This window comes from Klebsiella sp. 2019SCSN059, from assembly GCF_021739525.1.
GTDB classification, from domain to species: domain Bacteria; phylum Pseudomonadota; class Gammaproteobacteria; order Enterobacterales; family Enterobacteriaceae; genus Klebsiella; species Klebsiella quasipneumoniae.
Genome location: NZ_JAKKOM010000011.1, coordinates 69,572 through 92,288, shown reverse-complemented (window position 1 = coordinate 92,288; position 22,717 = coordinate 69,572). Strand labels below are relative to the sequence as shown.

21 protein-coding genes are annotated in these 22,717 nt (G+C 55.9%); 1 reads left to right on the top strand and 20 read right to left on the bottom strand.

Translation table 11 applies throughout. The features are described from left to right. Window positions 1-142 precede the first annotated feature (142 nt). From L2I46_RS13885 to leuS, 14 genes are all read right to left on the bottom strand, one after another. Window positions 143-1,102, bottom strand: coding sequence for a YbeF family transcriptional regulator (locus tag L2I46_RS13885; protein ID WP_071997598.1), 960 nt, complete (start codon window positions 1,100-1,102; stop codon window positions 143-145). Between the two features lie 129 nt (window positions 1,103-1,231). Then, window positions 1,232-1,876, bottom strand: a complete 645-nt coding sequence (gene lipB / locus L2I46_RS13880) for a lipoyl(octanoyl) transferase LipB (RefSeq protein WP_023288830.1) — start codon at window positions 1,874-1,876, stop codon at window positions 1,232-1,234. A gap of 104 nt (window positions 1,877-1,980) precedes the next feature. Next, the gene (ybeD, locus tag L2I46_RS13875) at window positions 1,981-2,244 is read right to left on the bottom strand and encodes a DUF493 family protein YbeD (RefSeq protein WP_002894474.1); all 264 of its coding nucleotides are present in this window, start codon (window positions 2,242-2,244) and stop codon (window positions 1,981-1,983) included. 112 nt (window positions 2,245-2,356) lie between these two features. Further along, the gene (gene dacA, locus L2I46_RS13870; RefSeq protein ID WP_023288831.1) at window positions 2,357-3,556 is read right to left on the bottom strand and encodes a D-alanyl-D-alanine carboxypeptidase DacA; all 1,200 of its coding nucleotides are present in this window, start codon (window positions 3,554-3,556) and stop codon (window positions 2,357-2,359) included. A 139-nt stretch (window positions 3,557-3,695) separates the two neighbouring features. Then, window positions 3,696-4,727 (bottom strand): endolytic peptidoglycan transglycosylase RlpA, encoded by a 1,032-nt coding sequence (rlpA, locus tag L2I46_RS13865; RefSeq protein WP_236947949.1) that lies wholly within the window; start codon window positions 4,725-4,727, stop codon window positions 3,696-3,698. Between the two features lie 11 nt (window positions 4,728-4,738). Then, the gene (mrdB, locus tag L2I46_RS13860; RefSeq protein ID WP_004885876.1) at window positions 4,739-5,851 is read right to left on the bottom strand and encodes a peptidoglycan glycosyltransferase MrdB; all 1,113 of its coding nucleotides are present in this window, start codon (window positions 5,849-5,851) and stop codon (window positions 4,739-4,741) included. Further along, a complete protein-coding gene (gene mrdA, locus L2I46_RS13855) occupies window positions 5,851-7,752 on the bottom strand; it encodes a peptidoglycan DD-transpeptidase MrdA (protein ID WP_023288833.1) in 1,902 nt (633 codons plus the stop codon). Before mrdA ends, mrdB begins: the two co-directional genes overlap by 1 nt. A gap of 27 nt (window positions 7,753-7,779) precedes the next feature. Then, the gene (gene rlmH, locus L2I46_RS13850) at window positions 7,780-8,247 is read right to left on the bottom strand and encodes a 23S rRNA (pseudouridine(1915)-N(3))-methyltransferase RlmH (protein ID WP_002894620.1); all 468 of its coding nucleotides are present in this window, start codon (window positions 8,245-8,247) and stop codon (window positions 7,780-7,782) included. Window positions 8,248-8,250: 3 nt separating this feature from the next. Further along, entirely contained in the window at window positions 8,251-8,568 is a 318-nt protein-coding gene (rsfS, locus tag L2I46_RS13845; protein ID WP_023288834.1) for a ribosome silencing factor, read from the bottom strand. Window positions 8,569-8,790: 222 nt separating this feature from the next. Next, window positions 8,791-9,420: an adenosylcobalamin/alpha-ribazole phosphatase gene (locus L2I46_RS13840; RefSeq protein ID WP_072421312.1), complete on the bottom strand. Its 630-nt coding sequence runs from the start codon at window positions 9,418-9,420 to the stop codon at window positions 8,791-8,793. Window positions 9,421-9,492: 72 nt separating this feature from the next. Then, entirely contained in the window at window positions 9,493-10,143 is a 651-nt protein-coding gene (nadD, locus tag L2I46_RS13835) for a nicotinate-nucleotide adenylyltransferase (protein ID WP_032455122.1), read from the bottom strand. Then, on the bottom strand, window positions 10,136-11,167 hold the full coding sequence (gene holA, locus L2I46_RS13830) for a DNA polymerase III subunit delta (RefSeq protein ID WP_032428664.1): 1,032 nt from the start codon (window positions 11,165-11,167) through the stop codon (window positions 10,136-10,138). Before holA ends, nadD begins: the two co-directional genes overlap by 8 nt. Then, window positions 11,167-11,757: an LPS assembly lipoprotein LptE gene (gene lptE / locus L2I46_RS13825; RefSeq protein WP_236947948.1), complete on the bottom strand. Its 591-nt coding sequence runs from the start codon at window positions 11,755-11,757 to the stop codon at window positions 11,167-11,169. Before lptE ends, holA begins: the two co-directional genes overlap by 1 nt. Window positions 11,758-11,771: 14 nt before the next feature. Continuing rightward, window positions 11,772-14,354, bottom strand: a complete 2,583-nt coding sequence (gene leuS / locus L2I46_RS13820; RefSeq protein ID WP_032455124.1) for a leucine--tRNA ligase — start codon at window positions 14,352-14,354, stop codon at window positions 11,772-11,774. 228 nt (window positions 14,355-14,582) lie between these two features. On the opposite strand from leuS, the gene L2I46_RS13815 reads away from it, so the two are divergent. Beyond that, window positions 14,583-15,065: a zinc ribbon-containing protein gene (locus tag L2I46_RS13815; protein WP_032455125.1), complete on the top strand. Its 483-nt coding sequence runs from the start codon at window positions 14,583-14,585 to the stop codon at window positions 15,063-15,065. A gap of 274 nt (window positions 15,066-15,339) precedes the next feature. Here the strand turns inward: L2I46_RS13815 and L2I46_RS13810 are convergent, their stop codons facing one another. The 6 genes from L2I46_RS13810 to L2I46_RS13785 form a co-directional block, all read right to left on the bottom strand. Further along, window positions 15,340-17,118: a filamentous hemagglutinin N-terminal domain-containing protein gene (locus tag L2I46_RS13810; protein ID WP_236947947.1), complete on the bottom strand. Its 1,779-nt coding sequence runs from the start codon at window positions 17,116-17,118 to the stop codon at window positions 15,340-15,342. A gap of 63 nt (window positions 17,119-17,181) precedes the next feature. Beyond that, window positions 17,182-18,852, bottom strand: coding sequence for a ShlB/FhaC/HecB family hemolysin secretion/activation protein (locus tag L2I46_RS13805; protein ID WP_236947946.1), 1,671 nt, complete (start codon window positions 18,850-18,852; stop codon window positions 17,182-17,184). 300 nt (window positions 18,853-19,152) lie between these two features. Next, window positions 19,153-19,878 (bottom strand): amino acid ABC transporter ATP-binding protein, encoded by a 726-nt coding sequence (locus tag L2I46_RS13800; protein ID WP_032455128.1) that lies wholly within the window; start codon window positions 19,876-19,878, stop codon window positions 19,153-19,155. Then, a complete protein-coding gene (gene gltK / locus L2I46_RS13795; protein WP_002894707.1) occupies window positions 19,878-20,552 on the bottom strand; it encodes a glutamate/aspartate ABC transporter permease GltK in 675 nt (224 codons plus the stop codon). Before gltK ends, L2I46_RS13800 begins: the two co-directional genes overlap by 1 nt. After that, the gene (locus L2I46_RS13790) at window positions 20,552-21,292 is read right to left on the bottom strand and encodes an amino acid ABC transporter permease (protein WP_032455129.1); all 741 of its coding nucleotides are present in this window, start codon (window positions 21,290-21,292) and stop codon (window positions 20,552-20,554) included. The genes gltK and L2I46_RS13790 overlap by 1 nt, the downstream gene beginning before the upstream one ends. A 164-nt stretch (window positions 21,293-21,456) precedes the next feature. Beyond that, window positions 21,457-22,368 carry an amino acid ABC transporter substrate-binding protein gene (locus L2I46_RS13785; protein ID WP_023288842.1) on the bottom strand — a complete coding sequence of 304 codons (912 nt, stop codon included), beginning with the start codon at window positions 22,366-22,368 and terminating at the stop codon, window positions 21,457-21,459. Between the last annotated feature and the right edge of the window lie 349 nt (window positions 22,369-22,717).

Sequence of the window (22,717 nt, the reverse complement as noted above, 5' to 3'; positions counted from 1 at the left end):
AATTAATTCAATGAAATGTTGCAATTATCAACTATTTTTGAATCAAGAGCAGGCAGTATACCATTGAAAAGGGGCAGAAAGCAGCCTGCCTGCCCGGCAAATTGTAAAATAGTTGTTGTTTTATCCTTTTCCCTTCCGTGCGCTACGCCTTAAACGCCTGGATCACGGTCTCAATGATCTCTTTCAGCAATGGCTCTTTCCCGCTCTGCTTATTGAAGTGCAGCGCAACATCAATCTGCTCTTCCCGCAGGGAGGGGAAGTCCAGGGTCTGCAGCGGCCAGAGACGGGATACCATGGCGAACAGGCGCTCGGTGGTCAGCCCCAGCATGTCGCTCTCGGCGATCATTGCCGCCTGGGTTAGCAGGTTGAAGGTGCTGAAACCGCAGCGGCGCTCGCCCATCTCCTCCTGCAGCCGACGGTGCAGCGTAGGGTAGCGCTGGCCTTCCGGCAGCAGCAGCGCAAACTCGTATTGTGCAAGGGCGGATTCATCCTGCGGACCGTCCAGCGCGGGATGCCCAGCGCGGCAGTACATCTGCACCCGTTCCTGATACAGCACGTGATGGCTTATCGCCTGGCCGCTGTGCAGATGGGTATCAATCAACAAATCCACCTGGCGCTGGTCAAGCTGCCGCGCGGCGTCGGTGAGGGCGATGTTGTGCAGCAGGATCTGCGGAAAGACCGGCTTCAGCGCGCTGGCCAGGCCAGGCATCAGCAGCGCCCCCATGGCTGGCGTGGTGGCGATAGTGATCACCCGCTGCTGATGCGGGCTGCCGGTGATATCCAGCGCGCTGAGGAAAGCCTCCATACCGCGGCTGATGTACTGGTGAAGATGGGTGGCATAGGCGGTGGGCGTTACGCCCTGGCCTTTACGGATAAACAGCGGATCGGGGAACAGTGCCCGCAGTTTGTTTATTGACTGGCTAATGGCCGACGGCGTGATATTGAGTATCTTCGCGGCATTGACGATACCTTTGTGTACGTACACGGCTTCGAAGATGGTCAACAGATTGAGGTCAATATTACGCAGGATGCGAAACATCTGACGGTCGTAACGTTCGTCCTGTCGGTCAGGAGATTCTGACGGCGGCGTATTCTCTGGCACGCGATGAGTCCGGTTGGGAATGATAGGCCAAGTATAGCGGCCCACCGCGTTGCCGTGCGTGACAATTGATTGCAAAAATAATGTGTTACTCGTTCAGCACCCCGCCGTCAGCGGGGCGCTGGTGTGCCCTTAACCCTGAGGAAGGTATTCGTGCGGGGGATTGTTCAGCAGCGCCAGCAGATGGGCGACCAGCCGCGGAGCCACTGTCTCCGGAGTGGCTTCCGGCTGCCACTGGCGCATTTGCGTCATCTCCATACCGGCATAGCCGCAGGGGTTGATACGCAGAAACGGCGTCAGATCCATCGCGATATTGAGCGCCAGGCCGTGGAAAGAGCAGCCTTTACGGATCCGCAGCCCCAGAGAGCATATTTTGCGATCGCCGACGTAGACGCCAGGGGCGTCGGCGCGGGGGTGCGACTCAATACCGTATTCGGCAAGGGTATTGACGACCGTTTGCTCCAGCAGCGTCACCAGTTCACGCACGCCCAGCTTGCGGCGCTTGAGGTTCAACAGGACGTACATTACCTGCTGTCCCGGGCCGTGATAGGTTACCTGGCCGCCGCGATCGCTCTGGATCACCGGAATATCACCGGGCACCAGCAGGTGTTCCGCTTTGCCGGCCTGACCCTGGGTGAAAACCGGGTGATGTTCCACCAGCCAGATCTCATCGAGGGTATCTTCATCACGGGCGTCGGTAAATTCGTGCATCGCCTGCGAGACGGGTTCGTAAGGTTGCAGGCCAAGCTGCCGGATTAGAATTTTATTGTGCTGCAAAACAACATCTCCGCCGGGAAGAGAGAATTCAGGTCGGGGAGTATATCACAGCCGTGCGGGAGGGAATGAGAAGACCCGGCACGGCGGCCGGGTCAGGGAAAAGGTTACAGCACCATCCGAACGATATCGATATTGCCTAACTCTTCGTACAGCGTTTCCACTTGTTCAATGTGAGTGGCGTTGATGGTGATGGAGACCGAGTGGTAGTTACCTTTGCTGCTCGGTTTTACTGACGGCGAGTAATCACCAGGCGCATGGCGCTGTACCACTTCCACCACCTGATCAACCAGCTCAGGCAACGCCTGCCCCATTACTTTGTAAGTAAATGGCGTAGGGAATTCAAGCAGTTCGTTAAGTTTGGTTTTCATGTCAGCTCCGGTGTTACGACAAAATAATAACTCCCACCAAGGGCGGGAGTTATCAGGTTACTTGGATGAATAGTATATGGGGATGGAAATCACACTTTCAAGTGTTCGATTTTTAACCAAACCAGTGGTGGAACATTAATTTAATGTAATCAATAATTTTACCGAAGAAATTACCTTCCGGAATTTCCTGCAGCACCACCAGCGGGCGCTGGTCAATGGTTTTACCATCCAGCTGGAAGTTAATGGTGCCGACGACCTGGTTTTTCTGCAGCGGGGCGTGCAGCTCAGTATTATTCAGCACGTAGCTGGCTTTCAGATCTTTCATCCGGCCGCGCGGGATGGTCAGGTAGACGTCTTTATCCACCCCCAGCGAAGCGCGATCGCTGTCGCCGAACCAGGCCGGTTCGGAAGCAAACTCTTTGCCGGCTTTAATTGGGTTGACGGTTTCGAAGAAGCGGAAGCCCCAGGTCAGCAGTTTTTTGCTTTCCGACTCACGCCCTTTGAACGTCCGGCCGCCCATTACCGCCGAGATCAGACGCATCTGCCCTTCGGTGGCGGAAGCGACAAGGTTGTAGCCCGCTTTGTCGGTGTGGCCGGTTTTGATGCCGTCGACGTTCAGGCTGTTATCCCACAGCAGGCCATTACGGTTCAGCTGGCGGATACCGTTGAAAGTGAACTCTTTCTCACGATAGATGGAGTACTCGTTCGGCACGTCGCGGATCAGCGCCTGGCCAATCAGCGCCATGTCGCGCGCCGAGCTGAACTGGCCGTCAGCATCGAGGCCGTGAACAGTCTGGAAATGGGTGTTTTTCAGGCCGAGGGCGTTGACGTAGTTGTTCATCAGGCTGACGAAGGCGTCCTGGCTGCCGGCGACATAGTCGGCCATCGCCACGCAGGCATCGTTACCGGACTGCAGGTTGATACCGCGGATCAGCTGGGAAACCGGCACCTGCATCCCCGGCTTGAGGAACATCAGGGAAGAGCCTTTGAATACCGGGTTGCCGGTGGCCCAGGCGTCGTTGCCGACGGTGACCAGATCGGACTCTTTGAATTTGCCCGCTTTCATCGCCTGACCGATAACATAGCTGGTCATCATTTTGGTCAGACTGGCCGGGTCGCGGCGGGAGTCGGCGTTGTTTTCAGCCAGCACCTTGCCAGAGTTGTAATCGATAAGGATCCAGGATTCGGCGTCAATCTGCGGGGCGCCTGGGATCATCGTTTTGATATTCAGGTCATCGGCGCGGGCAGCGGAGGAGAGCGCTGCAACGGAGAGCGCCGTGATGAGTAAACGAGCGGTGAAAGAGGTCTTCATGGTCAGAACAACGGCATCCGTGATGGAGTTAAAAAAAGTGCCTTACTATAGCAAATGCTCTGCGGGCCAGCATCCGACATTGCGCATGAGTTTGTTAATGACTTTTACATGCGCAAGATGAACGGGCTGCCCGCGGCCTTTAGTTGGCGCGAGTAATAAAGGACTGCAGCTGCGCTTCGCTTTGCAGGCGCTGCTGAACGGCGCTGGCCTGCGCCTTGTCGGCAAACGGCCCCAGCTGAATACGCCACACCGCGCCGTTTTGCATGACCCGGCCTGGCACAGAGAACTGCTGGCTCAGACGCTGCTGATACTGCTGCGCCCGCGCCTGGTCGCTCACTGCGCCCACCTGCACGACAAAGCTACCGCTGGCGCCGGCGGCAGGTGCCGTCGCGGCGGCGGCTGCGGGTTCGCTGCTCTCCAGCACGCCGCTGTTCAGCGGCGTCGGGGCGCCGAGGAAACCGCCGCTGTTCACCGGTGCGCCAACGCTGTCTTCCGGCTTCAGCGTGCTGTTGCTGATCGGGCGAACGTCAGTGGGCGCGGGCTGGCTCATGCCAGCGGCGTCACCGCCGTCCAGATTCGGACGGGCGGGCAGGGCGTAAGTCTGTTTGGCGACGGTGGTACAAGCCATTCCCGGGCCGGAAAGCGAACCGTCAGGCGCGACGATGATCGGGTCGATACGCACTTTGGTGTTATTCGAGGTGTTCAGGCGGTCGGCGGACGCGCGGGAGAGTGAGATAACCCGATCGTTGCCGTAGGGACCGCGATCGTTAATCCGCACGACGATCATGCGCCCGTTGGCGAGGTTGGTGATCCGCGCATAGCTCGGGATCGGCAGCGTCGGGTGCGCCGCGGTCAACTGCGTCGGGTCGAAGGTTTCACCGCTGGCGGTCAGGTTGCTGTTGGGTTCCGCGTCATAGATCGCCGCGAAACCGGCCTGAGTAAAGTTTGCCGGATCCTGGACGATGTTGTAGCGCTTACCGTCGCGCTCATAATCCTGATTCGCCGTCGCGTTCGGCGTTTCATACTGCGGATCGGCGCCGCTGATCTCAACCGTCGGGCCATTACAGACGGCCGGCTGTGGAGTACTGACCGTCTTTTGTTGCACGTCATCACTCGAACATGCCGCCAGCAGCCCCGCTGCTATGCAGATCCCCAGCCATTGCTTACGCATTGCGAACCCCTTTAAACGCTTTTCGACAACATTTTTCTGTGGGTATGGATCGACATCACGATACCAAACCCGGCCATCAATACGATCAGGGCGGAGCCCCCGTAGCTCACCAGCGGCAACGGTACGCCCACCACCGGTAAAATACCACTCACCATACCAATATTTACGAAGACATAAACGAATAAAATCAACATTAAACCACCGGCCATGACCCGGCCAAAGGTGGTCTGCGCCTGGGCGGCGATCCACAGTCCGCGCATGATCAGCAGAATATAGAGCGCCAGCAGGATCAGCACGCCAATCAGGCCCAGCTCTTCGGCGAGAACGGCAAAGATAAAGTCGGTATGGCGTTCCGGCAGAAACTCCAGCTGCGACTGGGTGCCGTGCAGCCAGCCTTTGCCGCGCAGACCGCCGGAGCCAATGGCAATTTTAGACTGAATAATGTGATACCCCGCGCCCAGCGGGTCGGTTTCCGGATCGAGCAGCATCATCACGCGCTGGCGCTGATAGTCGTGCATCAGGAAGAACCACAAAATCGGGATAAAGGCGGCGACCAGCACCACCGCAATGCCGATCAGGCGCCAGCTGAGGCCGGAGAGGAACAGCACAAACAGACCGGAGAGGGCGATCAGAATCGAGGTCCCGAGGTCAGGCTGCGCCGCCACCAGCAGCGTCGGCAGGAAGATCAGCACCAGGGCAATACCGGTATTCTTCAGCGAAGGCGGGCAGACGTCGCGGTTAATAAAGCGCGCCACCATCAGCGGCACGGCGATTTTTGCAATCTCCGACGGCTGAAAGCGGACGATACCGAGATCCAGCCAGCGCTGCGCCCCTTTGGAGATGGCGCCGAAGGCGTCGACGGCCACCAGCAGAATAATACAGAAAATATAGAGGTAGGGCGCCCAGCCCTCATAGACCCGCGGCGGGATCTGCGCCATGACGATCATGATCACCACGCCCATGGCGATCTGGCCGATTTTACGCTCCATCATGCCGACGTCCTGACCGCTGGCGCTCCAGATAACCAGCGCGCTGTAGGTCAGCAGCGCCAGCAGGATCAGCACCATAGTGGGATCGAGATGGATCTTATCCCACAGCGATTTTTTGTTCGGATTATCCGTCATTATTGATCCTCCCCTGCGGTTACCGCCGGGTTTTCGCTTGGCAGCGTGGTGTTATTATCGCCCAGCATGATGTGATCGAGGATTTGGCGCATAATCGTACCGACCGCCGGGCCGGCACCGCCGTTTTCCAGGATCATCGCCACGGCAACCTGCGGGTTGTTATAAGGCGCAAACGCCGTCATCAGTTTATGGTCACGCAGACGCTCAGAGATTCGGTGCGCGTTATAGGTTTCGTTGGCCTTCAGGCCGAACACTTGGGCGGTACCGGACTTGGCCGCGATTTTATACGGCGCGCTGGCGAAATATTTGTGCGCGGTGCCGTTGCCGCGGTTGGCCACGCCGAACATGCCGTCTTTGGCGATTTCCCAGTAGCCGGAATGGATGTCGCCTACCGGCGGCTCATGAGGCTGGACCCACGGAACGGGCTTGCCGTCTTCCACGGTGCTTTGCAGCAGGTGCGGCACTTTCACCACCCCGTCGTTAATCAGGATCATCAGCGCTTTGTTCATCTGGATCGGCGTGGCGGTCCAGTAACCCTGGCCGATGCCCACCGGAATGGTGTCCCCCTGGTACCAGGGTTTCTTAAAGCGTTTGAGCTTCCATTCGCGGGTCGGCATGTTGCCCGAGCGCTCTTCGGCGAGGTCGATACCGGTATAGTGGCCGTAGCCGAACTTGCTCATCCACTCCGAGAGGCGATCGATGCCCATGTCATAGGCGACCTGATAGAAATAGGTATCCGCGGACTCCTCCAGCGCTTTGGTGACGTTCAGGTGGCCGTGGCCCCATTTTTTCCAGTCACGATAGCGTTTTTCCGAGCCGGGCAGCTGCCACCAGCCAGGGTCGAACAGGCTGGTATTGCGCGTGATCACCCCGGCGCTCAGCGCCGAGACGGCGACGTACGGTTTGACCGTCGATGCCGGCGGATAAACCCCTTGCGTCGCACGGTTGACCAGCGGCGTGTTGGGATCGTTGAGCAGGCCGGAGTAATCTTTGCTGGAGATGCCGTCGACGAACAGGTTCGGGTCGTAGCTCGGCGTCGAAACCAGCGCCAGAATGGCGCCGGTACGCGGGTCGGTGACCACCACCGCGGCGCGGCTACCGGCCAGCAGCGTTTCGATATACTGCTGTAGCTTGAGGTCGAGGGTGAGGTAGATGTCGCGTCCGGCCTGCGGAGGCACTTCTTTGAGCTGACGAATAACGCGGCCGCGGTTGTTCACTTCAACCTCTTCGTAGCCGGTCTGACCGTGCAGGACGTCCTCGTAATAACGCTCAATACCCAGCTTACCGATGTCATGGGTCGAGGCGTAGTTGGCCAGTTTGCCCTCTTTATCGAGGCGGTCGACGTCTTTATCGTTAATTTTCGACACGTAGCCGATGACGTGCGTCAGCGCCGAGTTATAGGGGTAGTAACGGCGCTTGTAGCCTTTGACTTCCACGCCAGGAAAGCGGTACTGGTTGACGGCAAAGCGGGCCACCTGCACTTCGCTGAGGTTGACCTTGACCGGAATCGAGGTAAAGCGATGGGAGCGGGCGCGCTCCTTTTTGAAACCGGCGATATCATCGTCGGTTAAATCGACGACGTCGCGTAGCGCATCAAGCGTCTGCTGCACATTATCGACTTTCTCCGGCATCATCTCCAGCTGATAAATGGTGCGGTTAAGCGCCAGCGGGGTGCCGTTGCGATCGTAAATAATGCCGCGGCTCGGCGGGATCGGCACCAGCTTGATGCGGTTTTCGTTCGAGCGCGTCTGATAGTCGTCGAAGCGAACGATTTGCACATTGTACAGGTTGGCGATCAGAACGCCGGTAAGCAGCAAAATCCCCAAAAAAGCGACCAGCGCCCGGCGCACGAACAGCGAGGATTCAGCCGTATAGTCGCGGAAAGAATTCTGTAATTTCATTCGCTGCTCAGTCTACCCTGATCATCATTACTCACGGTGGTACGGATGGTTGGTGGTAATGCTCCACGCCCGATACAGGCTCTCGGCCACCAGTACGCGCACCAGCGGGTGAGGTAAGGTGAGGGTGGAGAGCGACCAACTCTGTTCCGCCGCTGCTTTACAGGCTGGAGAGAGGCCTTCCGGGCCGCCGACCAGCAAACTGACGTCGCGCCCGTCCTGTTTCCAGCGTTCCAGTTCGCGCGCCAGCTGCGGCGTATCCCATGGTTTACCCGGAATATCCAGGGTCACGATGCGGTTTTTACCGGCAGCGGCTAACATCATCTCGCCCTCTTTTTCGAGGATGCGCTTGATATCAGCGTTCTTGCCGCGCTTACCGGCAGGGATCTCCACCAGTTCGAACGGCATATCTTTGGGAAAACGGCGCAGATACTCGCTAAAGCCGGTCTGTACCCAGTCCGGCATTTTGGTGCCAACGGCCACCAGCTGCAACTTCACGCATTAACTCCAGAGTTTTTCCAGCTCGTACAGACGACGGCTCTCTTCCTGCATGACGTGAACCATCACGTCGCCGAGGTCGACGACGATCCAGTCGGCGGCGGCTTCCCCTTCAACGCCCAGGGGCAGCAAGCCGGCGGCGCGGGATTCCTGAACCACGTGGTCGGCGATGGACATCACATGACGCGTGGAGGTGCCGGTGCAGATAATCATGCAATCGGTGATGCTGGATTTGCCATGTACATCAATGGCAACGATGTCCTGACCTTTCAGGTCATCAATTTTGTCGATAACAAAATCCTGGAGTGCTTTACCCTGCAAGTGTTCCCCCTGGGTGCGTGAAGATTGATAATTATAAAGAGCCTGACAGTATACCTGAACTAATGAAAAAGTCGGGTGAAATGTCTGTCGGCAGGCGTTCGCGGCGGAGTATCATCCCATCCCTCGCCGAGGATTGCATCGCCATTTTTGTAAAACAATTTCTGCAAACCTGCTTTGGCGGATGCTGCCTGGCAGCGGAGAATAGCAGCCTGCTCTGGCCTGTCAATGGTTCGGCGGGAATTCTTCTTGCGGCTGCCAGACGGCCTGGCTATTTAATACCCGCAGGGTGGTGAAATCGTCGCGAATGTCGAGGAGACTCCAGGCGCCATGGGCTATCGGAAAGTGCCACATCGCCGCGGCGGGCATCTGCAACAGCAGGGCGATCAGCAGGCTCAGAACGCCCTGATGGCCGACGATCAGCAGGTGGTCAAGATGGCGGCAGTCGGTCAGCGTGGGGGTAAACTCGCTGACGCGGCGGGCAAAACGCTGAAAGCTTTCGCCGTTGGTCGGGGCCGCGTGCTGCCAGTCAGCGCACCACGCGGCATAGTTTTCCGCATCTTCTCGCTGGAGGTCGCGATGATGGCGCATCTCCCAGTCGCCGAAAAACATCTCATTGAGCGCGGCATGGCATTCGCGCGGGATAGCGCGATCGCCAAGCAGCAGATCGGCCGTTGTCCCGGTCCGCGCCAGCTCGCTGCAGAAGACTTTATCGAAAGGCACCGCGCGCAGTCGTTCACCGAGCGCTCGCGCCTGAGCGACGCCGCGCGGCGTCAGAGGCGTGGGGGCGTGGCCGCTGTATAACCCGGCAACGTTGGCTTCGGTTTCGCCATGGCGTACTAACCACAATTTCATGAACAGGCTCTGACAGGCGATGGAGAGGTGGCGTTACGATAGCGCTTTTTTCGCGCCAGGCCCAGGCCGGGGTCAGCAATAGAGACCCTGCTCGCGGATGTAGTCCAGCACCGCGGCCGGCAGCATCTCGGCGCAGGATTCGCCGCGCTCAAGGCGCTGGCGAATGATCGTCGCCGAAATATCGAACCACGGGGTCTCAGCCAGGTAGATCACGCCGGAAGGGCGGTGATGCAAAGACTCCACGTCGTGGGTTAAATGGCGATCCAGCCAGCGCTGATCGGCCTCATGGGCCATGGTCAGCGGGTAACCCGGCCGGCGGCAGACAATCAGGTGGACATTGTCGAGGATGGTTTCATAGTTATGCCAGGTGGGAAAGGTGAGCAGCGAATCCTGGCCAATGATAAACGCCAGCGGCTTGTGCGGCCCCTGCTCCTGGCGCCACTCCTGCAGCGTTTGCGCCGTCCAGGAGGGGGTATCGCGCCGCAGTTCGCGTTCATCAAGCGTGAACAGCGGCTTATCGGCAATCGCCAGCTTCAGCATGTGCACGCGCTGGGCGCTGGTGGCTTCCGGCTGGGGACGATGCGGCGGGACGTTATTAGGCATGATGATGACCTTGCTCAGGCCAATCTGATTCGCCAGGATCTCGACCGGCTTGAGGTGACCATAATGCACCGGATCGAAGGTGCCGCCATAGATTGCCTGTAAGTGAGTCATATCAACCATCAATAAAAACGTCCGCCAGGGCTTTGTGGCAGAGCAACAACGAAAGACTTTCCAGTTCGGGCCAGACGTCGTACCCGTAATCCTGTTTAAAGGTCAGTTCCGCGCGGGTCAGAAGGGTCACCGCCTGGCGCAGCTGTTCGCCGCTGAGTCGGGCGAGGGCGTCGCTGAGCAGCTGACGGCGGTTTTGCCAGACCCGATGTTTATCAAACAGCGAACGCAGCGGCGTCTGTGCCGACTGGCGCTTGAGGGTGACCAGCAGCAGCAGCTCCCGCTGTAGCGTACGCAGCAGGATCGCCGGCTCGCAGCCTTCAAGACGGAGCTGCTGCAGAACGTGCAGCACGCGCTTACTTTTGCCTGCCAGTAGGGCATCGACCCAATGGTAAGGGGTAAAGTGCGCGGCATCGTTCACCGCCTGCTCAACGCGGGGCAGGGTCAGCTTACCGTCCGGCCAGAGCAGCGCCAGACGCTCCAGCGCCTGCGCCAGCGCCAGCAGATTGCCTTCGTAACAGTAGCACAGCAGCTGGCTGGCCGCGTCGTCGAGCTGCAGCTGATGCTGTTTGGCCCGCGCGGCCAGCCAGCGCGGCAGCTGCGCGTATTCCGGCGTCTGGCAGCTGACCTGGACGGCGCGCTGAGCCAGCGCGGTGAGCCACGCGGCATTCTCCTGGGCTTTGGTCAACTTACTGCCGCGAACGATCAGCAGCAGGTCGTCGTGCAGCAGACCGACCAGCGTCGCCAGCTGTTCGTTGATCGCCGCGTTGGGGCCGTTTTCCGGCAGGATCAACAGCAGGGTTTGCCGGCTGGCAAACAGGCTCATCGCCTGGCTTAAGGCGAAAAGCGCCTGCCAGTCGGTGCTGCTATCGATAGTGAAGGTGTGGTGTTCGGTAAAGCCCTGCGCGGCAGCGGCTTCGCGAATAGCGTCCTGGCTTTCCTGCAACAGCAGAGGATCGTTGCCAAGCAGCAGATAGGCCGCGCGCAGCCCTTCAGTGAGCTGCGCGCGGAGCTGTTCCGGGTACAACCGAATCATCATTGACCCAGCGTGGTGGAGACGCGGTTACCCGAGGACGCCGGCGCGGTGCTGCCCGCGACCGGTTTTTCTTCCTGCTGGGTGGCTTCAACATCCGCTACCTGAACGCTTGGCAGTTTACGAATCAGCTGTTCCGCCGCTTTATCGTACATTTCCTGGATAATCATATCCTGCTCGGCGTCTTTGGCTAGCGCCGCCTGCGGGTTATCAAAGAACGAACGATAGACCTTGGTGGTTATCGGATAGATATCGTGACCCGGGATCAGGACGCTGGCATGGACGGTCATGACCATCTGATATTCCGCCGTACGACCGTCCTGGAACACCGATGCCGTATCTTTCTGAATCGACGATCCATCGAGGCGCAGAGAAGGGACATCTTTACGCAGCGTGCTGGCGTCGATCAGTTCCACGCCGTTAAGACGCAGCTGATTACGCACCGCGCGGCTTAACGGCCCGTACGGATCGCTCGACTGGAAGATCATGGTTTTCATGGTGGTGGGCACCATGGTAGTGCTACGCAGATGCCAGCCACAGCCGGCGGTGGCAAGCACCGCCAGAGATAACAACATTGTTACCAGATATCGCACGCTTCCTCCCGCGCTTAGCCAACGACCAGATTGAGCAGTTTACCCGGAACGTAAATCACTTTACGCACGGTTTTGCCATCGAGATACTTCGCCACCAGATGCTCCTGGCCGGCGCGCTCGCGGACCTGCTCTTCAGTTGCGTCTACCGCAACGGTAATTTTACCACGAACTTTGCCGTTGACCTGGACGACGACGAGGGTGCTATCTTCCACCATCGCGCTTTCATCTGCCACCGGCCACGGCGCGTTGTCGATATCGCCTTCACCGTTCAGCTCACGCCACAGGGTGAAGCTGGCGTGTGGGGTGAACGGGTTGAGCATACGCACGACCGCCAGCAGGGCTTCCTGCATCAGAGCGCGATCCTGCTCATCTTCCTGCGGCGCTTTCGCCAGCTTGTTCATCAGCTCCATGATCGCCGCGATGGCGGTGTTGAAGGTCTGACGACGACCGATGTCATCGGTCACTTTGGCGATGGTTTTGTGGATATCGCGACGCAGCGCTTTCTGATCTTCACTCAGCGCCGCCACGTTCAGGGCCGCAACCTCCCCTTTGGTGGTGTGTTCGTAGACCAGCTTCCAGACGCGTTTCAGGAAGCGGTTCGCCCCTTCGACGCCAGATTCCTGCCACTCGAGGGTCATATCCGCCGGGGAGGCGAACATCATGAACAGACGCACGGTATCCGCGCCGTAGCGCTCAACCATGACCTGCGGGTCGATGCCGTTGTTTTTCGACTTGGACATCTTGCTCATGCCGGTGTACACCAGCTCGTGGCCCGCCGCGTCTTTCGCTTTCACGATACGGCCTTTTTCGTCACGTTCGACGATGGCGTCAACCGGGGAGACCCAGTTACGTTCGCCGTTTTCGCCTACGTAGTAGAAAGCGTCAGCCAGCACCATGCCCTGGCACAGCAGCTGTTTCGCCGGCTCATCGGAGTTGACCATGCCCGCGTCGCGCATCAGTTTGTGGAAGAAGCGGAAGTAGAGCAGGTGCATGATCGCGTGTTCGATACCGCCGATGTAGATATCGACCGGCAGCCAGTAGTTGGCCGCTTGCGAATCCAGCATCCCTTCCTGATACTGCGGGCAGGTGTAGCGCGCATAGTACCAGGAGGATTCCATAAAGGTGTCAAAGGTGTCGGTTTCGCGCAGCGCCGGCTGGCCGTTAACCGTGGTCTTGGCCCATTCAGGATCGGCTTTGATCGGGCTGGTGATGCCGTCCATGACCACGTCTTCCGGCAGGATCACCGGCAGCTGATCTTCCGGGGTCGGCAGCACGGTGCCGTCTTCCAGGGTGACCATCGGGATCGGCGCGCCCCAGTAGCGCTGACGGGACACGCCCCAGTCGCGCAGGCGGTAGTTAATTTTACGCTCGCCGACGCCCATGGCTGCCAGTTTGTCTGCAATGGCGTTGAAGCCCGCTTCATAATCGAGGCCGCTGAACTCGCCGGAGTTAAACAGGACGCCTTTCTCGGTCAGCGCCTGCTCCGAGAGATCTGGCTCAGAACCGTCGGCGGCGAGGATCACCGGCTTGATGTTCAGCCCGTATTTGCTGGCGAACTCGTAGTCGCGCTGGTCGTGACCCGGAACGGCCATCACCGCGCCGGTGCCGTACTCCATCAGCACGAAGTTAGCCGCCCATACCGGAATTTCTTCGCCGGTCAGCGGGTGGATAGCTTTAAAGCCGGTATCGACGCCTTTTTTCTCCATCGTCGCCATGTCGGCTTCCGCCACTTTGGTGTTGCGGCATTCGTCGATGAAGGTGGCCAGCGCCGGATTGTTGGCCGCAGCCTGCTGCGCCAGCGGGTGACCCGCAGCGACCGCCAGGTAGGTACAGCCCATAAAGGTGTCCGGGCGGGTGGTGTAGACGGTCAGCTTGTCGGCGTAATGGTTAACGTCAAAGGAGATTTCCACCCCTTCAGAACGGCCGATCCAGTTGCGCTGCATGGTCTTCACGGTGTCCGGCCAGTGGTCCAGCTTATCCAGATCGTTCAACAGCTCATCGGCGTAGGCGGTGATTTTAATAAACCACTGCGGGATCTCTTTACGCTCGACTTTGGTGTCGCAGCGCCAGCAGCAGCCGTCGATAACCTGCTCGTTGGCCAGTACGGTCTGGTCGTTCGGGCACCAGTTCACCGCGGAGGTTTTTTTGTACACCAGGCCTTTTTTGTACAGCTCGGTGAAGAACTTCTGCTCCCAGCGGTAGTATTCCGGGGTGCAGGTCGCCAGCTCGCGGCTCCAGTCATAGCCGAAGCCCAGCATTTTGAGCTGGTTTTTCATGTAGGCGATGTTGTCGTAGGTCCACGGCGCTGGCGCGGTGTTGTTTTTTACCGCCGCGCCTTCCGCAGGCAGACCGAACGCATCCCAGCCAATCGGCTGCAGGACGTTTTTACCCAGCATGCGCTGATAGCGGGCAATCACGTCGCCGATGGTGTAGTTACGCACGTGACCCATGTGTAGTCGACCAGAAGGATAAGGAAGCATCGACAGGCAGTAATACTTCTCTTTGCTCTCGTCTTCAGTTACTTCAAATGTACGATTTTCGTCCCAGTGAAGCTGGACTTTCGATTCTATCTCTTCCGGGCGGTATTGCTCTTGCATGGCAGCCAGTGGTCCTGTTTTCAATACAGCTACAAAATGTAGCCAATGGATGTGTTATTTCAGATCGGCATAGCATAGCCCAAACGCCAACGTCAAAACAGCTTTTCGCACATTTATACAGAGATGAAAGCGGTGGAGAATATTTCACGACTCTGTGGCTTGGCTGGCAGAGCAATCCGCAGATAACGGCTATCATAAGAAGAAGTTAACCACACCGGAGGCGAAAAGATGAACAAGGTTGCTCAGTTCTACCGAGAGCTGGTGTCGACGCTCAGCGAGCGGTTACGCAATGGAGAACGTGATATTGATGCGCTGGTGGAGCAGGCCAGGGTCGAGATTAGCCAATCCGACGAGTTAACGCAGAGCGAAATCGACAATGTGATCCGCGCTGTTCGACGCGATCTGGAAGAGTTCGCCCTCAGTTATGAAGAGAGTCAGGATGAGCTGACTGATAGCGTCTTTATGCGGGTGATCAAAGAGAGTCTCTGGCAGGAACTGGCGGATATTACCGATAAAACTCAGCTTGAGTGGCGCGAGGTGTTTCAGGATCTCAACCATCACGGTGTCTATCACAGCGGTGAAGTGGTGGGGCTCGGCAACCTGGTCTGTGAGAAGTGTCATTACCATCTGCCGGTTTATACCCCGGACGTGCTGCCGCGTTGTCCAAAATGCGGGCACGATCAGTTCCAGCGTCGTCCGTTCGAGCCCTGATCGATCGGGCCCGGCGCTTAATGATTGCATCGGGCCCGATTAAAAAATATCTCTTCTGGCTTGATACTTATTCTTTTTTCACTAGGTTACGAGTTATCCTGGAGCATGACATGCAGCACATCGCAGGTATCATGGCATATTCTCTTGGGCAAATTAATTTGCAATAAGATGCTGGCGATCGCTTGCTAAAGGTGGGGGGGCTCCGCCTGATGCAAGGCGTTGTCAGTTGTGGTTAATCATTGGCGATGCGCTGTCACCAGCGCATCGCTTATGTTTAACGAATAGTATTTATTTCAGCATATTTATACTGCTGTTGCCCGCCCATGTCAGAGGCGTAGTTATGATAAGAATTGAGGACCAGTTTGTTAGCGGAAATAGAACCTTTACCGCAGGTTGACATATAGAAAAAGCCGCAGCGGTAGCCGCCATTTTTGACATTCCTGGTGCTCATCGTCAGGGTGCCATTAGCTTTAATAGTATTGTAGTTAGTGATGTCAGCATTTGTTTGGGTATACAGCGTCATATCGCCGTTTGCAGAAAGTTGGCCTTCATTAAGAATGCCGTTGACTGCGGTGATGTTTGAAGTATCCCCATCAATTGTTGCTCTGTTGCGAAGGTAATTACTCTCTATATTTAATGACTTCCCATAAATATAATAAACATTGTCTATCACATCACTTTTAATAGACAACGAGTTTTGACCAATAATATCACCTTCCTGATCCAGATTTCCGTTAGTGGTAATCGTTACATCATTACCGGAAATACGTCCAGTGTTATATATTAATCCCGAATTGACTTTATCATCCTTTATAGATTGCACGGTCAGAGTTGAATTGCCCTGGATCTCACCAGTGACTTTAAGTCTATCGCCGCTGAAGGCCACATTCGTAATATTGCCACGGATCGAACCGCCGTTGTCGATATTCACGGCAGACACAGCTAATTGGCCATCGGATCGGATATTTGAGCCATTGCGGGTAGTGATATTGCCATTGCTGGCTACGGATAATGCTTTAGTTCCGCTAATGTTGCCTGTATTAACGAGGTTACCCGTTGAGCTAATCGCTAGCACCTGGCTGCTGGAAATAGTTCCTTCATTGGTCAGGGCATCCATGCTGCTGAGTTGTGTAGCGTAAGCGGTACTATTAATCGTACCCGTATTTTTCATACTCAATGCTGAAACCATGTTTGTCATAAGACCGTTCCCGTTAATGGTCCCTTCATTAACCAGAGAACCATAGCTGGTCATGGCGAGCGCGGCATTTGAGGTAATAGTGCCTTTATTACGCACTCCAAGACCTAAGGTATTACCCACCATGCTAATACTATTGGCCTTGATACCGCCCAGGTTGCTGATATCAATGCTGTATTCTGGAAAGATCATCTGCATAACCGTTGCTGTTTTCCCAAGGGTAGCTATTTTCCCGGTCTTATTGTCAAATGTGAAGTTACCCGCACCTAATATAGCATTGGAGGCAGTTACGCTGCCGTCAATCGCAATGGCATCCGCAAGCAGGGCGGCATAGTTAGTGGATGCGTTCATACCTTTATCACCGATGGTGATTTTCCCTTGCGTGACCGTATAGCTCTCAATTGCGCCTGTGTCGCTCAGGTTGACCTGGCCTGTGGTAAGTATTGCATTGTTGGTGTTGATAAAACTGCACCCGGAGCAGGTGATGCCGTTAGGGTTGGCGATAACGACATCGGCTTTTTGTCCGTTAACTTCGATAAAGCCCTGCAGATTACTCATTTTATTGGAGGTGACTTCATTTAAAATAACGGAAGCGCTGCCGTTGGTCAGATTATTATTCTTAGCAATATTACCGTGAGTGCTGTGGTTCACGTCGCTGGCGCTGTTGTTTAAAATAGTGCCGTTAGGGCCGACGTTGAATTCGCGATATAAGTTATGCGAGACGCCAGCGGCATTAGGCGCTTCGATATCAATAACATTTGCCCCTGATCTATGCGTATAGCTTGACGGATCGGCATATACAACGGATGAACTTAGCGCTGCAGCCAGCGCAACATATGAAACCTTGAATTTAAACATGTAATTTATTCCTTTAAATAGTAAAAAATGAATCAGTAAATTGCAGTAATGTGCTGATGAAAACTAATACCTCCACTGTAATGAAAAGCCCATATTCATGGCATCGCTATGAAAGTCGTCAGGTTTACTGATGGGCGTGCCGATAAAAAAGTCATATTGCGTAGACGCTATTTCTCCGCGGACGCCGCCGACTGCGCCAGAAAGACTTTTTCCTTGCCTGGTGCGCTCGCTACCAATGATCCGGCCGAAGTCAAGACCAAGATATACCTGCCGGTCGGGGGTGGGAATATTCCAGCTAAAATCATTGCGCCAGTACCAGCCTTGATTGGCCGAGTGCGTATTTTCACCGTCAAAGCCGCGAACCGTCCAGCGATTGCCGATATTAAACTGGTTGTCCGAAGATAATCTATCCGGGCTGAACTGGGCATGGAAACGCGGCATCCAGCTAAACTTATCGCCGGTTGCGGCAAACTGCATTAAGGCCTGTATATCGGCGTGAACGATGCGCGAATGGCGGCTATATAAACCGGCTTTTTCCTCCGGCGTAGGCACGGAGCTGAGCCACGGCAGGCTGCGCTGAATACCTACGCTGGCGTCGACAATTTTATTGTTAAAATAGCGCTGGTGGCGCAGGGTAAATTCCCAGACAGGATTTTGTTTACGCATTACATGCAGCTCATCGCCGCCAAAAAAGTAGTGCGAACTGCTCTTTGCTATGCGCAGATCTGCGGTCGTTTTTTGTTGTCGGGTATGCGAAAGCAGGCGGCTAAGGGTCGCGCTGTAATAACGGTTTTTACTTTTATAGTCGATGCTTGACCATCTTCCGTTAAACAGCTGGCGGTACTGGCTGTAGGAGCCGTACAGGCTCAATGACCAGTAACCAAAAGGCACGGAGTAGTAAAGATTGCCGTTTTGGTTGCCGTCGTTGTGCTGGTTGAATTCAACGTCGCCGCCTGCCGAGATGGACAGAATATCGTTCAATGAAGATAAATCGTAAAGGTATAGCGCGCCGCCGCCCTGATAGCGACCGCTGGCGCGGCTGCCTGCGTCATCAAGCCAGGCGCCAACCTGCCACTGTTTATCCATTACCCGGGCGATTTCAATATCACTTTCGCCAATGTGTTCCCCGGGCCGCAGCTTCATATGGGCGCTGGCGCCAGGCAGCCGCTGCAGGTTAGCCATCCCTTGTTCAAGATCGCTGAGGCGCAGGATTTTACCGGTATGGGTGGGCATGGAGGTCCACAGGTTCGTCACGGCACTATTCGGCGCAAAATCAATATGCCCCGTTTTGCCATAAGTCAGCGTTATTTTGAGAATGCCCCCTTCTAGTGACTGAGAAGGGATATCGATCAGGGAAGTAATATACCCTTGCGTTATCAGTTCATTTTGTAAGGCGTTCGTCAGCAGGCGAATCCCTTCTATTCCGAGGCAATGGCCGGGCGCCTGGGCTGCGATCTTCCCGAGGAGGGCGGTGGTTTTTGCGTTGTCCTCGGAGGTAATATCAACTTTCGTGATATACCGACAGGTCGCTTCTTCGGGAAATATCAAGGTTTGCTTTTTCGTATGGGTACGAGAAGATTGGTATTGCTGCTGATGGGGCATTAATGCGCTTTCACGGGCTTTATCCTGTTCAACCTGGTTTACCGTTGCGGCCTCAATACCCGCCCAGGCGGTAAAGCAGGTGAGCAAATTTAAACACAAAATAATGGCCAGTCTGTTAGTGTTAGTCCGCATGAAGCAATATCCGTTTGTTTCAGTGAGTAAGATTATAATTAATGGTTGTGCGCGGCATGAAATAGCCTGCGCGACGTATAGCAAGTCAATTGAAATATTATTTTCAAGAAATTTAAACTCACGGGGATTATTACAAGATGCCGTATGCTAACGATGACGTGGCGGTTAATCTATTCTACGGCCCCTGAATTCTTTGTGAAATTTTTACTTCACGTTGTGAAGCTGTCGCTTTGAGATGAAGCGATTGAAAAGGGGAGGGGCTGACAGGCGCGCACGGTGATATCGTACGCGCCGCAGAAGTTAGTGCAGAATTTTGGCGAGGAAGTCTTTGGCGCGATCGGATTGTGGGTTAGCGAAGAACGCTTCTTTATCGGCGTCTTCGACAATCTTTCCTTCATCCATAAAGATCACCCGGTTGGCCACCTTGCGGGCGAAGCCCATTTCGTGGGTAACCACCATCATGGTCATCCCTTCGTTGGCCAGTTCCACCATGACGTCCAGTACCTCGTTGATCATCTCCGGGTCGAGCGCGGATGTAGGTTCATCAAACAGCATGGCGATCGGGTCCATGCACAGCGCACGGGCGATGGCCACGCGCTGCTGCTGGCCGCCGGAGAGCTGCGCCGGATATTTTTCCGCATGCGCCGCCAGGCCCACGCGCTCCAGCAGCTTGAGACCCTTCTTGCGCGATGACGCTTTGTCACGATTGAGCACCTTAATCTGCGCCAGCGTCAGGTTGTCGATAATCGACAGGTGCGGGAACAGTTCAAAATGCTGAAACACCATTCCGACGTGCGAGCGCAGTTTGGCAAGATTGGTCTTTTTATCGTTAACCACGGTGCCATCGACGATAATCTGCCCCTGCTGCACCGGCTCAAGGCCGTTCACGGTTTTAATCAGTGTGGATTTACCGGAGCCTGACGGCCCGCAGACCACCACGACTTCGCCTTTTTTCACTTCCGTGGAGCAATCGGTCAGCACCTGAAAGTGACCATACCATTTTGAAACATTTTTCAGGGTAATCATTACACAGTCCTTTTCTTCAACCAGCTGACCAACAGCGAGGCGCTGAGGCTAATCACAAAATAGACGCCGCCCGCGAACAGGATCATTTCAACCTGGGTCCCGTCACGCTCGCCAATCGTCGAGGCGGTACGGAAGAAGTCGGCGAGGCTCAATACATACACCAGCGAGGTATCCTGGAAGAGGACGATCCCCTGGGTTAACAGCAGCGGCACCATGGCGCGGAAGGCCTGCGGCAGGATCACCAGCCGCATCGACTGCCAGTGGGTCATTCCCAGCGCCAGCGCGGCGCTCGACTGGCCGCGGGAGATGCTCTGGATGCCGGCGCGGATAATCTCCGAGTAGTAGGCGGCTTCGAACATCGAAAACGCCACCATCGCCGAAATCAGGCGAATATCCGTTTTCGGCGACAGTCCCAACACGTTCTGCAGGAAGCCCGGGACAATCAGGTAGAACCACAGCAGAACCATCACCAGCGGGATGGAACGGAACACGTTAACGTAGGATTTAGCAAACCAGGCCAGCGGCAGAAAGCTGGACAGGCGCATTACTGCCAGCAGGGTGCCCCAGACGATACCGACCACGATGGCGATCACTGTGATCTTCAGGGTGATCACCAGCCCCGCCAGCAGGTAGGGCATGGAGGGAACGATCGAACTCCAGTCAAAATCGTACATTATTTGCCTCCCATATTGCCAGGCAGGCGAACCTTACGCTCGACCACATACATAATCAGCATAATCACCGCGTTAATGAAAACATAGGCCAGGGTGATGGCGGTAAAAGACTCCCAGGCATGAGCGGAGTAGTCCAGCAGTTTGCCCGCCTGCGCGGCCATATCGGCCAGACCGATGGTGGAGGCGATGGCCGAGTTTTTCACCAGGTTCATCATCTCCGAGGTCATCGGCGGCACGATAACGCGATAGGCGTTCGGCAGCAGCACGTAGCGATAGGTTTGCGGCAGGGTCAACCCCATCGCCAGACCGGCGTTCTTTTGCCCGCGCGGCAGCGACTGGATAGCGGCGCGTACCTGCTCGCAGACGCGAGCGGCGGTAAACAGCCCCAGGCACAGCATGGAGGAGACAAAGAACTGAATGTTTGGGTCCAGCTCCGACTTAAACCACATGCCGATATTTTCCGGCAGGAATTCCGGCACCACCAGGTACCAGGTAAAGAACTGCACGATCAGCGGCACGTTGCGAAACAGTTCGACATAGCAGGTGCCAATCCCTGAGAGCAGACGATTGGGCACCGTGCGTAAAATACCGAACAGCGAGCCGACGAGAAAAGCGATGATCCAGGCCGAGATGGAGAGGGCGACGGTGATCTGAAAACCGCTCCACAGCCAGCCCAGGTAGGTAGTGTTGCCGAAGGGGGCCTGTTGCAGGAATATCCCCCAGTTCCAGTCTATTGACATACATGACTCCTGGAAAAAAAAGGGTAGCCATTGCTACCCTCGAAGACGGTTGTCCAGCTTGTTTCGGTATTCGCGGCGGCTGGGGAACGACCAGCCGCCGTATAGTCTGTCCGTGCTGTGACAACCATCGGGAGGGCAGGATATCCCGCCCCTGGTTGTTATAATTAGTTCAGTGCTTTGTCATTAGGTGATTTGAACAGCGCTTTCATGTCGTCCGACAGCTCGAAGTTCAGGTTAAGATTTTTTGGCGGAATCGGGTTTTTGAACCATTTATCGAACCACTTCGCCGCTTCGCCAGAGGTCTGGGCCTGGGCAACGGTTTCATCGACCAGCGCCTTGAAGGCCGGATCGTCCTTACGCAGCATGCAGCCATAGGCTTCTTTCGACTGCGCGGTGCCGACGATTTCCCAGTTATCCGGTTTCTTCGCCTTGGCGCGTTCGCCGGCCAGCAGAGCGTCATCCATCATAAAGGCCACCGCGCGTCCGCTCTCCAGGGTGCGGAAAGAGTCGCCATGATCTTTGGCGCTGATGATGCGCATATTCATTTTTTTCTCATCGTTCAGCTTATGCAGCAGGATCTCTGAGGTGGTCCCGGAGGTGACGACGACCGCCTTATCCTTCAGGTCCGGGAAATCTTTGATCGGGCCGCCTTTCTTCACCAGCAGACGAGTGCCGACGACGAAGATAGTATCGGAGAAGGCCGCCTGTTTCTGGCGCTCGAGGTTGTTGGTGGTTGAGCCGCACTCGAAATCAAAGGTGCCATTCTGCAGCAGCGGGATACGATTCTGCGAGGTAACCGGGATCAGTTTGACCTGCAGATCGGGTTTGTTCAGTTTTTTCTTGATGGCATCGACGATGGCGTTGGAGTAGTCCTGAGAGTAACCCACAACCTTCTGTTGGTTATCGTAGTAAGAGAAAGGGACGGAAGATTCGCGATGGCCGACAACGATAACGCCGTTTTTCGCGATTTTATCCAGAGTGCTCTGGCCAGCCGCCGGGGCAGCATCTTCCGCCTGCGCCAGACCAGCGGTCATTCCCATTACCAGCATTGCCGTGGCCAGTTTACGTAATTGCATATCCAACTCCTTATCCGCAGCGTCACCGACGCTATTGATACCCATTGTGATTGTGTGTGTTGTTATTGGGGGCACGCATCCACGTGCCGCATTTGTATGTGTTTGTTAGCATTTAGTTTGGCTTAATGTAAAGATTTTGCTGTTTTATTGTTTATTTTTGCGAAGCGCTCCGCACCAATCGGAGGCAAATATCTTCCATTGCACCAAAATAGCGCGACCGCCGATCGTTTATGGTGCAACCCGGTTGCACTGGGCCAGAGGACGGCGCTACCCGATTAAATAAAGCAATGACTGTGCCAGGGTGGCAAGTGACGGGAAGAAAAAAAGCCGACGACGGGCGTCGCCGGCA

Coding starts and splice junctions, on each gene's coding strand:
- leuS (WP_032455124.1), bottom strand. CDS start 14,354: ATGCAAGAGCAATACCGCCCGGAAGAGATAGAATCGAAAGTCCAGCTT.
- gltK (WP_002894707.1), bottom strand. CDS start 20,552: ATGTACGATTTTGACTGGAGTTCGATCGTTCCCTCCATGCCCTACCTG.
- L2I46_RS13810 (WP_236947947.1), bottom strand. CDS start 17,118: ATGTTTAAATTCAAGGTTTCATATGTTGCGCTGGCTGCAGCGCTAAGT.
- mrdA (WP_023288833.1), bottom strand. CDS start 7,752: ATGAAATTACAGAATTCTTTCCGCGACTATACGGCTGAATCCTCGCTG.
- L2I46_RS13815 (WP_032455125.1), top strand. CDS start 14,583: ATGAACAAGGTTGCTCAGTTCTACCGAGAGCTGGTGTCGACGCTCAGC.
- L2I46_RS13790 (WP_032455129.1), bottom strand. CDS start 21,292: ATGTCAATAGACTGGAACTGGGGGATATTCCTGCAACAGGCCCCCTTC.
- holA (WP_032428664.1), bottom strand. CDS start 11,167: ATGATTCGGTTGTACCCGGAACAGCTCCGCGCGCAGCTCACTGAAGGG.
- L2I46_RS13840 (WP_072421312.1), bottom strand. CDS start 9,420: ATGAAATTGTGGTTAGTACGCCATGGCGAAACCGAAGCCAACGTTGCC.
- dacA (WP_023288831.1), bottom strand. CDS start 3,556: ATGAAGACCTCTTTCACCGCTCGTTTACTCATCACGGCGCTCTCCGTT.
- rlpA (WP_236947949.1), bottom strand. CDS start 4,727: ATGCGTAAGCAATGGCTGGGGATCTGCATAGCAGCGGGGCTGCTGGCG.
- L2I46_RS13800 (WP_032455128.1), bottom strand. CDS start 19,878: ATGATTACCCTGAAAAATGTTTCAAAATGGTATGGTCACTTTCAGGTG.
- mrdB (WP_004885876.1), bottom strand. CDS start 5,851: ATGACGGATAATCCGAACAAAAAATCGCTGTGGGATAAGATCCATCTC.
- ybeD (WP_002894474.1), bottom strand. CDS start 2,244: ATGAAAACCAAACTTAACGAACTGCTTGAATTCCCTACGCCATTTACT.
- nadD (WP_032455122.1), bottom strand. CDS start 10,143: ATGGTTGATATGACTCACTTACAGGCAATCTATGGCGGCACCTTCGAT.
- L2I46_RS13785 (WP_023288842.1), bottom strand. CDS start 22,368: ATGCAATTACGTAAACTGGCCACGGCAATGCTGGTAATGGGAATGACC.
- L2I46_RS13805 (WP_236947946.1), bottom strand. CDS start 18,852: ATGCGGACTAACACTAACAGACTGGCCATTATTTTGTGTTTAAATTTG.